Origin of the sequence: Mycolicibacterium sp. lyk4-40-TYG-92 (assembly GCF_030209435.1) — a bacterium.
Lineage (GTDB): Bacteria > Actinomycetota > Actinomycetes > Mycobacteriales > Mycobacteriaceae > Mycobacterium.
Window position 1 is genome coordinate 294,423 of sequence record NZ_JARVRX010000010.1, and the last position, 11,954, is coordinate 306,376.

Genomic DNA, 11,954 nt, shown 5'->3' on the forward strand with positions numbered 1-11,954 from the left:
GAGCTGCGCACGCGGGCCACAGCGCTATGTCGAATCCTTTGTCGAATATCAGCTAGTGGAGCCAACATTGATGGATGCAGCGGCACATCGCGAACTCTCGCTCTTCGGAGTTTTCCTTGAGTGAGGAGCTTTCGATAGCGATGCCGTCTATGGCGGTATAACAGAATCTTATGACATTCGGCGTTGCGCGCTCCGCGGCGGATATGCGACGCTCATAGCGGTTGAAGCGAAACTCGCCGAATTCGGTTGATAAATTTGGCCGTTCGTTCTGACGGACCAAATTGCGAGGTGTCCGTCGGGCGCGTATCCCGATGGGCGGCGTCGGCAGACAAAGCGTTTCCGGCGCATTGCTCGGATACGTGGCTGCTGCACGCGGCCGGGGCCAAGTAGAAACATTTTCAGAGAGGTGATTCAGTTGTTGCGCGATGCCCACGGACTTCCTGTCACAGGTTCGGTCTCGAGCGTGGAAACGCTCGACACGGCGGTGGTCGACTACTGCAGCTGGAGAGGCACTCCCGCGCAGGCGCTCCGCGAGGCAGCGTCGGCCGACCCTGACTTCTCGCTCGGGAACAGTGCGGCGGCCACCATGCTCGTGCTTGGCGGAAACCCGGGAAATAGTGCTGAGGTCACCGCGGCGATCACGGATGCCGAGTCGACGGCACAACAGGCTTCAGTCCGTGAGCGCATGCATCTCGAGGCCGCAAAGGCGTTGTCGGCAGGGTTGATGTATCAAGCTACGGACATCTGGGAGTCGATTCTGCTCGATGATCCCCGTGATGCACTCGCCAGCCGCTTTGCCCAAGAGGCGTACTTGTATTTGGGCGAGTCTCAGCGGATTCGCGATTCGGTCGCGCGCACGCTGCCGTACTGGAGTGCCTCGGATGCCTTCTACGGCCGAATTCTCGGCCAGTACGCGTTTGGTCTCGAGGAAGCCGGTGACCTGCGGCGCGCCGAAGAGATGGCGCGGAGAGCAATCGCCCTCGACCACGAAGACGGATGGGCCGTCCATGCCTTGGCTCACGTAATGGAGGACGAGTGCCGCCACGAAGAGGGCATTGAATTCCTCAAGACCGCACAACCAGGCTGGAGTAAATCGCACAACCTCGCGGTGCACAACGGTTGGCACCTGGCGCTCTACCTCATCGAGAGTGGTCGATTCGCGGAAGCTCTGGCAGGTTACGACAAGTTTGTGCAGCCACTCGTCGCCGCCAACGATCTTCTCGCGATGATCGACGGCACCGCGATGTTGTGGCGCTTGGAGTTGGCGGGAGCATCGGTCGGGGACCGTTGGGCTGAGTTGAGTCGACAGTGGATGGCTCGCGTCGACGATCATGTGTTGGCCTTCAACGATCTTCACTTGGCCCTGAGTGTCGCTCGAGGTGGCAACGCCGGCGATCTGACGCGGGTTCGCGACTCGCTCGACCGGTTCGAGCGCGACGGTTCCGGCGATAACAAGGACGTCACCGTCAGCGTCGGAAGGCGCATTATCGACGGCGCCCTCGCCTTTTCCGCAGGTGAATACGACGCCGCCTTGGACGACCTTCTGCCGGTGCGCTACCGGGTGATCAGGATCGGCGCGTCTCATGCGCAGCGAGACATCCTGGCTCAGACGCTGATTGTCGCTGCAGAACGCGCCGGCCGAACCAAACTGTGGAGGTCATTGCTGAATGAGCGGCGCGCGTTGCGCTCCACACCACTCACGGACGCGTATGTGCGGCGAATGTCGAATGCTCTAACGGCAGGCCACGCTGTGGGTGTCGCGTCAGCAGGGACACGGGCGTGAACGGATTTTATCCTGGAAAGCAGCGTGTTTCGGACTGGCCCGCAGGAACGCGGCGGCGTTCCTGCGGGGCTAGTTTCGCCTGGGTGCCCCTCTTCCGCTGAGCGGGCAGGCGAGTTGCCTGCCGCACGCGGGCGGAGCCATCGTGGTCCCATGCTAGAGATCAGCGAAGACGTGCTTGTTGCCGATCTTGAACGGCGGCTTGTCGCGGCGTATGCGCATCTGTCGCCAGGCGATATTGCTGACGCGGTCCTTGCCGCCCGAGAGTACTTCGAGTACAGCACTATTCGTGATTTTGTGCCGCTGTTGGTAGAACGTCGCGTGCGCACACAGCTGGCACGCACCGCGCAGCGTGTGTCGGCGGGTTCGCCAGCGGCTTCACGCCGCCAGAGCTGATCACGGACGACGCTCGGTCAGATGGTGATGGTGCCGCGGATACACGTGGTGGTCGCGCCGCCGACCCAGACTGTGCCGTCTTCGTCGGCGGCGATGTGGATGATTCCGGCCCGTCCAAGGCGGGCGCCTTGGGAGACTTGGTAATTCGATGGCGCCTTGCGGGTCTTGGTGAGCCATTGGCCCATGCTGGCGTTCATGCTGCCGCAAACCGGGTCCTCGGCGACCCCGACACCGGGCGCGAACGTCCGCAGTTCGAATGCCTGCGGGCTCCCCGCTGGGTAGGGCCCGAAAGCGCCGACCATCGCATGCGGTATCGCATCCAGGTCGGGTTCGAGCTCGAGGACCTGTTGGGCCGTGGCGAGTTGCACCACTGCCCAGCCTGGCCCGTTGTCGACCCATTGATGGTCGACGATCTCATCACGCGTGATGCCGAAGGCGTCGACGATGGCGTGCAGATAGCCCTCGTCGAGGGGACCGGTACGCGTGGTTGGCGGTGCTGCGAACGCGAGCGTTTCGGCGTCGCGGCGCAGTTGAACCAATCCCGCTTGGCATTCCTGCACGATTGTGCCGGCCGCGGCGGGTGTGCCGCCGTGTTCGAGCCAAGCATGTGCGGATCCGAGCGTCGGGTGCCCGGCGAAGGGCAGCTCGCCGCCGGGGGTGAAGATCCGCAACCGGTAATCGGCTGCGGGAGTGGTGGGTTCGAGGACGAAGGTGGTTTCCGACAGGTTGGTCCAGCGGGCCAGTGCGGCCATTTCGAGCTCGTCGAGGCCGTCGGCGTCGAGCACGACGGCGACGGGGTTGCCGCGGTAGGGCGTGGTGGAGAAGACGTCGACTTGAGCGAAGTCGCGGGCGTGCGGTGCGGGCATGTGGTGTCCTCGATCCGGATCGCGTCAGGACGCGATCATCAAATAGCCGTCGGTATGGACAAGTTTGTCTGATTCTGGGTCCGGGGGCAGCGCGTGCCCCAGGTTGTTGCATCGAACCTCGCCGATCCAACGGTCGTGCTGGTACTCGTGGTTGATCACGGTGGTGAGCAGATGCTGGGCGACGACGGTGAGCTGTGCGGGGGCGCCGGTTCGGCCATCCTTGATGTCGATCATGCGGGCGTGGACCCGGTCGCCGACGGCGGTGCGGAATGCGGCCAGGCGTGCTGCGTGGGGGAGTCCGCCGCGCTGAGATTCGGGAGTGGCGGAATCCATGAGGGCGTCGAGCAGGGGATCTGGGCTGGGTTCTGCCGCAGTGAGATTGCGAATCATGAAGTGGGCCACGTGAGCTTGGTGGCCGAGGTGCCAGCCGATCGCGCTCGACTCGGGATGGGGGCGCCAGACCAATTCCTCGGGTGTCAGATCCCGCCAGAGGGAATCGGTGTACGCGCGGGCACGGTCATATTCGCGCAGGAGTTCGTCTATGTCGAACATCTTTGTCACTTTCTCGTGAGGGTCGTGCTTGCCCGACTTATGGCGGCGCGGGCGGCTCGTTCGGCGGCGGCGAGGGCGCCCTCGACATGGCCCGGGTGCTCGGTCGAGGTTTCGGTAGCTGCCCAGTGCAGCCGTCCACCCAGCGTGGGTTGGGTGTAGGCCGGGTGGCCGTAGGTCGTGAAGTCGGTCAGCTGGTACACGTGGGAGGGGGACGTCCAGTGTTCGGTGCTCCAGTCCTGTACCAGGACCTCTTCGGGATGCGCTGCGCGCCAACCGAACAGCCGTTGCAGCTGGGTCGTGACGTCGGCGACCAGGTCGGGCCGGTTGGATCCGCCAACCACGAAGCCGAGCAGGGCCGCGGGTCGGGCGTGCGGGCCTGACATGTCATGGATTTCCTGCAACGGGCCACGACGGCTGAAGGCGGTCCCGGAAAGTCCGTCGTCGCGCCAGAACGGGCTGCGGTAGCGCACAACGACTTTGGTGACCCTGCCCATCCAGACCGGAGTCGACCGTGCCACCTGCACGAGGCGGGTGGGGAGTTCGGGAGGAAGGTCGATGCGAGCAACTGCGAGTGCCGGCGGAACGGCGACGATGACCTGTTCGGCGTGCAGCGTCGCGGTGGGGGTGCGCACCTGCAGCGTGTCTGTGCCGTCAACGGCCAGGGCTGTGACAGGGGTTTGAAGGCGCACCGAGTCGGGCGGTAGGTTGGCGAATAGGTGCTCGGTGATCGCGGCGGCGCCTGATCCGTAGCGCAAGGATGGCCTGAAGTCCGTGTCGGCCAAGCGTTCTACTGCCCGACCGTCGAGCAGGACGGCTCCGTCGGCGTGCTGGCGGAAGGTTGGCAGACCGAGCTCGCGGACGAGGCCGGTGATGCGTCGCTCATGCGCCCAGAGCCATGTTGCGCCGAGGTCGAGCGGGCCGACGTCGGTCTGAGCGGTCAGCAATCTCCCGCCCACGCGGGCGCGCGCCTCCAGGCAGACAGCGTCAACACCCGCTGCGGTCAACGTTCGCATGGCTGTCAGGCCCGCGACGCCGGCGCCGATGACGATCACTTCATGGTGCGCGTGCATGGCTATCGGTCCCCCTCTCGATGGTTCGAGCGATCAGACCTGGCTATGGCTCGGGACGCTCCCTGGCGGCCACGGTGGTCGGCCGCGTCGGCCACGCTACGGACCTGAGCAATAGGCGGGAAGGGGAGCGGAGGTGATGCGGCTATAAACCTTGCGAATGGGCGACCGGTTGCTGACCCGCCATGGCCTCGACGAGGTCGGCCACGTCGCTGCCCACCGTGGACGTGCGCGGCCAGACGGCTTCGTAGGAGATCTCAACCGGCCGGCCGGCTCGCACCAAGGGGCGACAGCTGTCTGAGCTGCTGATCTTGGATTGTGGAAGCAGCGCGGCACCAAGACCAAGCCGAGCCCATTCCTCCAGGACCCGATAGTTCGACGCCTCCCCGGCATACGTCTGCAATGCGAGTTCTTCCTCATCGAAAAGGCCTGTGGTGAAGGTGCGCAGGCCGCACGTACCGGGCACGAGGATGTAGGACGCCGCGGCCGCTACCTCCAACTCCACCGGGCCGTCCCCGGGTGGCGCGGTCGGGTCGAGCACGACGATGGGTTCACGGTGAATGACCCGGTGATGTAGCCGTGGTGCGGGCTCTACCGCGGGGATGAGTATGAGGTCGAGTTCCCCGTCGCTGAGCCCGCGGCGCAATTCGGCGAGATCCGCTTCGCGCAGGACAAGGGCCTTGGGCCTGGTGAGTTCGCGCGCCGCGCTGAAGGCGCGGGCCACCAGGTCTGATCCGATCAATGGCGACACCCCCAATCGGATCTTGTCCGGTCCGGGGCTGGCCAGCCGTTCGGCCTCGGTAGCCACGGCGTCCAAGGCCGCCAATGCGCGCTCGATGAGCGGCAACATCACCGTCCCCGACACGGTCGGCTTCACCCCGCGAGGTGAACGGTCGAACAGCTGGAGTCCCAGCTGTTGCTCCAGCCGAGCGATACCGTTCGAGAGGGCGGGCTGGGTCACTCCGTACGCGCGTGCCGCCGCACTGAACGACTTCGTTTGCGACACCGCATGCGCATAACGCAACCCCTCGATGTTCATCGCGTCCTTCCCTCAAGAGTCATAACCTACGGATATCTCTGTATTCGTCGTGCTCATCTACCGGCCTGCCGATGCCGGGCCTACCTTGATTGACGAACACCTTCGCGATTCTCAGTGTGCCCCACGAGAAAGGTGACGCAGCCATAACCGAAACCGTGTGGCTGCCCATCACGCAAGGAACTCGAACAGGAAAGGGACGACCGCGATGTCAACCACGCAACTGCACACGGCAATGCAGCTCTTGGAACCGGGTGCGGAGCTGGAGGCCGTCGCCGTTCCGACAGGGTCGCCGGGACCAGGGCAGGTTCGCGTCACGGTACACGCGAGTGGCGTGTGCGGCGCCGACATCGGTCTCGTCGCCGCGCGCAGCTCGGCGTACGGCTTTCCGGTGACCCCCGGTCACGAAATCGCCGGAATCATCGCCGAACTCGGGGACGGAGTCGAAGGGCACGCCGTCGGCGACCGGGTGGCCGTCGGGTGGTTCGGTGGAAGTTGCGGGCATTGCACCGCCTGCCGGACCGGAGACCCGGTGCACTGCCCGGAGCGCCGGACGCCCGGGGTCTCGTACCCGGGCGGCTGGGCCGGCTCAATCACCGTGCCAGCTTCTGCACTCGCGGCGATTCCGGACGGTTTGACCATGGCGGAAGCCGCGCCGTTCGGCTGCGCAGGGGTGACCGCGTTCAATGCGGTCCGCACCGGCCACCCGCAGCCCGGCGACCTGGTCGCCGTCCTCGGAATCGGAGGCGTCGGGCACATGGCCCTGCAGTTCGCGGCGCGCATGGGCTACGAAACGGTCGCCATCGCGCGCGGGGACGATAAGGAAGCCGACGCCCGCGCGCTGGGCGCGCACCATTACATCGACAGCGCCCGCGAACAGCCGGGGCAAGCCCTGCGTGCCCTTGGCGGTGCGGCACTGGCCATTTCGACCGCCGCTTCCACCGGCCCGATCCCGGAACTCGTCGATGGTCTGGCGACTCGAGGGCATCTCACCGTCGTCGGCCTCGGCGGTGACATGAGCGTCGCTCTGCGTGTCGACAGGCTGGTGATGGGCGCTCGCACCGTTGGCGGCCAGCTCACCGGCAGCACCGCCGACACCGAACAGGCGATGAAGTTCGCTGTCGACACTGGCATTCGCCCCCGCATCGAGACCGTTCCGCTGACGAGCGCCCTGGAAGCACTGCGGGCACTCGGCGAAGGTCGGCCCCGCTATCGCACCGTCCTCACTCCAGATTCACACTGACACAAGGGATTATCTCGTGACCATTGACATCGACTTCACCGGCCGCAAAGCCATCGTCATCGGCGGCACCTCTGGCATGGGTCTCGCCATTGCGCGCCGCATCGTCGAACACGGCGGCACCCCCGTCGTCACCGGCCTGCGCGCGGACAAGGCGGACAAGGCCGCGGCGGAGCTGCGGGCCGCCGGCGCCGCCGACGTCACGGCCATCGCGGCCGACCTTGCCGACGCCACGCAGCTCGCTGAACTGCGTCAACGCCTGAACGACGATCACGCGGACGCCATCATGCTGGTCAACGCGGCCGGCGTGTTTTCGCCGAAGCCGTTCCTGGAGCACACCGAGTCCGACTACGACGCGTACCACCAGCTCAACAAGGCGTTGTTCTTCGTAACGCAGACCGTCACCGCCAACATGGCCAAGTCCGGGCGCGGCGGTGCGGTGGTCAACCTCGGCTCCATGTGGGCACATCAAGCGCTGGCGGCCACCCCATCCTCGGCGTACTCGATGGCCAAGGCCGGCTTGCACGCGCTCACCAAAAACCTCGCCATCGAGCTGGGCCCCCAGCACATCCGCGTCAACGCCATCGCGCCCGCGGTGGTGCGCACGCCGATCTACGAAGCCTTCATCCCCAAGGACGAGGTCGAATCCGCACTCGACAGCTTTGACGCCCTTCATCCCATCGGCCGCGTCGGTACTCCCGACGACATCGCCGCCACCGCCGTTTTCCTGCTCTCCGACCAGACCTCCTGGGTCACCGGAGCTGTCTGGGACGTCGACGGCGGCGTGATGGCCGGACGCAACTAAACCCGAAACCCAACTCGAGAGGACCACCATGACCTACCACGAACACACCGACCACCAGTACGCCCGCCAGATCCGCAACGGCGCCCCCGCGGCGTTCAAAGCGTTCATGGCGTGGGACAAGGAAGTGATGCGGGGGGAGAACAACGCTATCCCCCGCAAGTACGCAGAACTGATGGCCGTGGCCGTGGCGCTCACGACACAGTGTGCCTACTGCATCGAGGCGCACACCAACGCTGCTCACGCCGAAGGGGCCACTGAGCAAGAGATTGCCGAAACCACCATGATCGCCGCCGCATTGCGTGCAGGCGGCAGCTATGCCCACGGCTTCATGGCCATGAAGTTCTTCGAACAGGCTCAGGACGGAAAGGACGACCTTTCCCGCTGAGCGGCAAGGCATCCTGCGCAGCTGATGTCAGCCGTGCCAGCGTTGGTCCCGGCCAACGCGCACTCGCTGAATTCGCTCGGCGCAATCTCTTTCAAGGAGCTCGATGTCGGAACTGTCCATCCCAGGCTACGACCCGAGCACATTGGTGCGGTCGATCACCGTCGAGATTGATGCGCCCGCAGCCATCGTGTGGGAGGTCCTGACCGACCTCGAGAACTATCCGCAGTGGAATCCGTTCTGTATATCTGCTGTTTCGACTCTGGAGATGGGCGCGGCAGTTGAGATGGTTCTTGCCGACTACACCGGTGTTGGTGGCACGTCCACCAACACCGAGTATGTCTGCGCCGTCGTTCCCGAGCGTTTGATCTCCTGGGAGATGCGGGCGACCCCCGAATCGCCATATGGCGCGCGACGCGACCAAGTCATCGAACCCATTGCAGAGGACCGCTGCCGGTACTACTCCACGGACGCGTTCCTCGGTGACTACGCGCGTGACGTCATGGCCGACTGCGGGGCATGGGTAAAGCGTGCATTCGACGACACGGCTGTGGCACTGAAGAAACGAAGCGAGCATTGCGCCGCGATACGCAGCCGTCGCTGATTCACGTCCGACCGGCACGCGGCCAGTGATTCGTGCGCTGGGCGTGAAGAATGCTGCTACCCAACGCTATTGGCGAAGATGTGCCGCTGAGCGGTTAGCCCGGTTTTTCTCGAGAAGTAGTCTACTTAACGTCGGTAGGTATGTACTCCGAACCGCTGACGCGTGCGATAGCCGACGCCGAACATCTCGTAGCAACGGCACCGCACATAGACGGTGATGCTGACCTCGCCGAAGGACTGCAGTACCTGGCCGGCTGTGTCGCCGGCTGCGTGCATCAGGCATTTCACCAGCATCCCGACCACCCGTTTCTTCTGTCCGGGACGGGACCGTTCACCAAGATGGGGCTCGACAATCCGGACACACTGTATTTCGGCGCCAAGTTGCTCGCTGGTTTCGAGTACGTCGTCACTGGTGTGCGTGGCACCACCACCGACCTGAGCTTTCAGTATCTGTCCGGCGAGTACACGGATGATTCCGTCCCGGATAGTGAAGTGGCTTTCGACGATCGCGAACTCGATATCGCCTCCGACGGGAGTTTCGAATGGAGATTCACGCCCAGCCGTTCGGGGCAGCTCGTCATCCGTGAGGTGTACGGCGACTGGTCGCAGCGGCGCGGCTCATTGGCGATATACCGCGCCGACACGATGGGCACGGCTCCCTCATTGCCGAGCGTCGGACTCGCGGAGAAGCAATTCGCCACGGCAGCAGTCGAACTCACCAATCGGGTGAAGACCTGGCTGCAATTCCCGCAGTGGTTCTACTTGAACCTGCCCGTGAACACACTCGTGGCGCCACGCAGTACTCCGGGTGGGCTGACCACCCAATACTCGTCAGCCGGGCATTTCGATTTGACGCCTGACCAGGCGCTGATCATTACATTGCCGGCGAGCGACGCTCCGTACCAAGGATTTCAGCTCGGCAGCATGTGGTACGTCTCCTTGGACTACATCAACCATCAGACGTCGCTCAACGGCGCGCAGACACAAATCGACCCGGACGGAAAGGTGCGAATCGTCGTTGCCGAGTACAACCCGGGAGTGACGAACTGGGTAGAGACCCTGGGGCATCGGCGCGGATATCTGCAGTTCCGCTGGCAGCGGCTGTCGCGTGAGATGACCGCAGCCGACGGGCCGAGCGTCGAGCTCGTCGCCTTCGACGAGATCGCCTCCGCGCTTCCGTTCTACGATCACAACAAGATTTCTGAGCACGACTGGAAGGCGCGAATAGCGTTGCGGCAAAGCCAAATCGGTCGCAGGATGCTGGGCTGATCATGACAGGATTACTTCAGGACAAGGTCGTCGTCATCAGCGGCGTCGGGCCCGGTCTCGGTACAACCCTGGCCCGTCGATGTGCCGAAGAAGGCGCCGATCTCGTGCTGGCGGCGCGGTCGGCGGCCCGCCTCGACGACGTCGCCGCCGCCATCACCGACTTGGGGCGACGCGCAGTGACAGTGCCCACCGACATCACCGTCGACGCCGAGGTCAGTGAGCTTGCTCGAACAGCGCTGTCGGCCTACGGCAAAGTTGACGCCCTGGTGAACAACGCGTTCATGCACCCGTCGATGAAGCCCTTCGGCGAAACCACCTATAGCCACATTCGTGACTCTGTCGAACTGACGGTTCTCGGAGCGCTGCGCACCATACAGGCATTCACGCCGGCACTCACTGAATCGAACGGGTCGATCGTCAACCTCAGCTCGATGGTGATCAGACATTCCGATCCGCTATACGGTCCGTACAAACTAGCCAAATCTGCCCTGCTAGCGATGTCGCAGTCACTCGCCAGTGAGCTGGGCAGCGGCGGTATCCGTGTGAATTCCGTAGCGCCAGGATACATTTGGGGAAAGATCCTCCAAGAGTATTTCGAGCGCCAGGCACGCGAGTCGGGCGTATCCGTCGATGCGGTCTACGCGGCCGCAGCGGCGCAATCGGACCTGAAGCGATTGGTCACCGAAGACGATGTCGCCTCGGCAATCATCTTCCTTACCAGCGACCTGGCCGCCGGTATCACCGGCCAAACACTCGATGTCAACTGTGGGGAGCACAAGGCATGACAACACGAACCGATGTCGGCACCGTAGATGACCTGTGCGCCGACGCCGTCGCTACGGCCGGACACCACGACTTCGGCAGCGACGACGACAACTTCCGCGAGGCGCTCGGCGTTCTACTCGACTCATACGCAAGCGAATCGGACTTCACACCGCTGGGCGCGGCGATGACGCGGTATTTCCTGCGCGCGGGGCTGGTGGCCCGGCTCCTCAGCGAGGCCGCCTGGAAGCGCTACCCCGGCCACGCTGATGTCGAGATCGAGCGGCCCATCTTCGTGACGGGTCTGCCTCGGACCGGCACTACCGCATTGCACCGCCTCTTGGGCGCCGACCCCAGCCATCAGGGGCTCGAATTGTGGCTGGCGGAGTACCCGCAGCCGCGCCCGCCGCGGCTCGAGTGGGATTCATTTCCCGAATACCGTGAGCTGAAGGCCTATTACGCCAAAGCACACAGGGAGAATCCGGAATTCCTCGGTCTGCACTACATCGATGAGAACGTCCTCGAAGAATGCTGGCAGTTGCTGCGCCAGTCCATGCACTCGGTGTCATTCGAGTCGCTGGCGCACGTGCCGAGTTATGCGCGATGGCTGAGCCGGCAAGATTGGGCGCCGTCGTTCCGGAGGCACCGTAAGAATCTGCAGCTGATCGGCCTTAACGACGCCAAAAAACGTTGGGTACTAAAGAATCCAAGCCATCTATTCTCATTGGATGCGATTCTGGAGGTCTATCCGGACGCGCTGATCGTGCAGTGCCACCGCCCTCCCGAAACACTCCTGGCCTCGATGTGTTCGCTGGCCGAACACTCCACCGAGGGTTGGTCTACCACGTTCGCCGGCGCACAACTCGGACAGGATGTACTCGACACCTGGGCGCGGGGGATCGAGCAGTTCGACGCGGCTCGTGCGACGCACAACCCGCGGCATTTCTACGACGTGGACTACTTCGACTTCGTCGCCGATCCGGTCGGGACCGCCTGCAAGGTCTACGAATACTTCGGCTTGACGCTGACCGACCAGGCAGTACTGGCGATGGAGGCAGCCCACGCCGAGTCCAGCCATGGACCTCGTGCACCCAAACACCGCTACGCCCTCGAGGACTACGGATTGACTTCCGACGTGGTGCGGTCGCGGTTCCAGGCCCGCTGACCACGCCGCTGACGCTTTAGGCGGCGCCTGC

The 11,954-nt window shown here is 64.2% G+C and carries 13 protein-coding genes; 9 read left to right on the forward strand and 4 right to left on the reverse strand.

All coding sequences use genetic code 11. The features are described 5' to 3' along the window. Nucleotides 1–406 precede the first annotated feature (406 nt). Both QRN63_RS16175 and QRN63_RS16180 read left to right on the forward strand, forming a co-directional pair. On the forward strand, nt 407–1,783 hold the full coding sequence (locus QRN63_RS16175) for a tetratricopeptide repeat protein (RefSeq protein ID WP_285031670.1): 1,377 nt from the start codon (nt 407–409) through the stop codon (nt 1,781–1,783). A gap of 150 nt (nt 1,784–1,933) precedes the next feature. Next, a complete protein-coding gene (locus tag QRN63_RS16180) occupies nt 1,934–2,176 on the forward strand; it encodes a three-helix bundle dimerization domain-containing protein (RefSeq protein WP_285031671.1) in 243 nt (80 codons plus the stop codon). A 17-nt stretch (nt 2,177–2,193) separates the two neighbouring features. Here QRN63_RS16180 and QRN63_RS16185 read toward each other — a convergent pair whose 3' ends face one another. From QRN63_RS16185 to QRN63_RS16200, 4 genes are all read right to left on the reverse strand, one after another. After that, nucleotides 2,194–3,042 (reverse strand): PhzF family protein, encoded by an 849-nt coding sequence (locus QRN63_RS16185; protein ID WP_285031672.1) that lies wholly within the window; start codon nt 3,040–3,042, stop codon nt 2,194–2,196. A gap of 24 nt (nt 3,043–3,066) precedes the next feature. Further along, entirely contained in the window at nt 3,067–3,594 is a 528-nt protein-coding gene (locus QRN63_RS16190) for a DinB family protein (RefSeq protein WP_285031674.1), read from the reverse strand. Between the two features lie 5 nt (nt 3,595–3,599). Then, nucleotides 3,600–4,664, reverse strand: coding sequence for a flavin monoamine oxidase family protein (locus QRN63_RS16195; RefSeq protein ID WP_285031676.1), 1,065 nt, complete (start codon nt 4,662–4,664; stop codon nt 3,600–3,602). 142 nt (nt 4,665–4,806) lie between these two features. Then, a complete protein-coding gene (locus QRN63_RS16200; RefSeq protein WP_285031678.1) occupies nt 4,807–5,700 on the reverse strand; it encodes a LysR family transcriptional regulator in 894 nt (297 codons plus the stop codon). A 205-nt stretch (nt 5,701–5,905) separates the two neighbouring features. On the opposite strand from QRN63_RS16200, the gene QRN63_RS16205 reads away from it, so the two are divergent. From QRN63_RS16205 to QRN63_RS16235, 7 genes are all read left to right on the forward strand, one after another. Beyond that, nucleotides 5,906–6,940 carry an alcohol dehydrogenase catalytic domain-containing protein gene (locus QRN63_RS16205; RefSeq protein ID WP_285031679.1) on the forward strand — a complete coding sequence of 345 codons (1,035 nt, stop codon included), beginning with the start codon at nt 5,906–5,908 and terminating at the stop codon, nt 6,938–6,940. Nucleotides 6,941–6,956: 16 nt separating this feature from the next. After that, nucleotides 6,957–7,742: an SDR family NAD(P)-dependent oxidoreductase gene (locus QRN63_RS16210; RefSeq protein ID WP_502888145.1), complete on the forward strand. Its 786-nt coding sequence runs from the start codon at nt 6,957–6,959 to the stop codon at nt 7,740–7,742. A 28-nt stretch (nt 7,743–7,770) separates the two neighbouring features. Beyond that, complete coding sequence (locus QRN63_RS16215) at nt 7,771–8,127, forward strand: carboxymuconolactone decarboxylase family protein (RefSeq protein ID WP_285031680.1); 357 nt, start codon at nt 7,771–7,773, stop codon at nt 8,125–8,127. A gap of 103 nt (nt 8,128–8,230) precedes the next feature. After that, nucleotides 8,231–8,728 carry an SRPBCC domain-containing protein gene (locus QRN63_RS16220; RefSeq protein WP_285031681.1) on the forward strand — a complete coding sequence of 166 codons (498 nt, stop codon included), beginning with the start codon at nt 8,231–8,233 and terminating at the stop codon, nt 8,726–8,728. A gap of 140 nt (nt 8,729–8,868) precedes the next feature. Beyond that, the gene (locus QRN63_RS16225; RefSeq protein ID WP_285031682.1) at nt 8,869–9,996 is read left to right on the forward strand and encodes a hypothetical protein; all 1,128 of its coding nucleotides are present in this window, start codon (nt 8,869–8,871) and stop codon (nt 9,994–9,996) included. 2 nt (nt 9,997–9,998) lie between these two features. Further along, a complete protein-coding gene (locus tag QRN63_RS16230) occupies nt 9,999–10,781 on the forward strand; it encodes an SDR family oxidoreductase (protein WP_285031683.1) in 783 nt (260 codons plus the stop codon). Further along, complete coding sequence (locus QRN63_RS16235; protein WP_285031684.1) at nt 10,778–11,923, forward strand: sulfotransferase family protein; 1,146 nt, start codon at nt 10,778–10,780, stop codon at nt 11,921–11,923. The genes QRN63_RS16230 and QRN63_RS16235 overlap by 4 nt, the downstream gene beginning before the upstream one ends. Nucleotides 11,924–11,954 lie beyond the last annotated feature (31 nt).

Excerpts from the sequence above, each read along its gene's own strand:
- QRN63_RS16180 (WP_285031671.1), top strand. The coding sequence starts at position 1,934 with ATGCTAGAGATCAGCGAAGACGTGCTTGTTGCCGATCTTGAACGGCGG.
- QRN63_RS16195 (WP_285031676.1), bottom strand. The coding sequence starts at position 4,664 with ATGCACGCGCACCATGAAGTGATCGTCATCGGCGCCGGCGTCGCGGGC.
- QRN63_RS16190 (WP_285031674.1), bottom strand. The coding sequence starts at position 3,594 with ATGTTCGACATAGACGAACTCCTGCGCGAATATGACCGTGCCCGCGCG.
- QRN63_RS16225 (WP_285031682.1), top strand. The coding sequence starts at position 8,869 with ATGTACTCCGAACCGCTGACGCGTGCGATAGCCGACGCCGAACATCTC.
- QRN63_RS16235 (WP_285031684.1), top strand. The coding sequence starts at position 10,778 with ATGACAACACGAACCGATGTCGGCACCGTAGATGACCTGTGCGCCGAC.
- QRN63_RS16205 (WP_285031679.1), top strand. The coding sequence starts at position 5,906 with ATGTCAACCACGCAACTGCACACGGCAATGCAGCTCTTGGAACCGGGT.
- QRN63_RS16220 (WP_285031681.1), top strand. The coding sequence starts at position 8,231 with ATGTCGGAACTGTCCATCCCAGGCTACGACCCGAGCACATTGGTGCGG.
- QRN63_RS16200 (WP_285031678.1), bottom strand. The coding sequence starts at position 5,700 with ATGAACATCGAGGGGTTGCGTTATGCGCATGCGGTGTCGCAAACGAAG.
- QRN63_RS16185 (WP_285031672.1), bottom strand. The coding sequence starts at position 3,042 with ATGCCCGCACCGCACGCCCGCGACTTCGCTCAAGTCGACGTCTTCTCC.
- QRN63_RS16215 (WP_285031680.1), top strand. The coding sequence starts at position 7,771 with ATGACCTACCACGAACACACCGACCACCAGTACGCCCGCCAGATCCGC.
- QRN63_RS16230 (WP_285031683.1), top strand. The coding sequence starts at position 9,999 with ATGACAGGATTACTTCAGGACAAGGTCGTCGTCATCAGCGGCGTCGGG.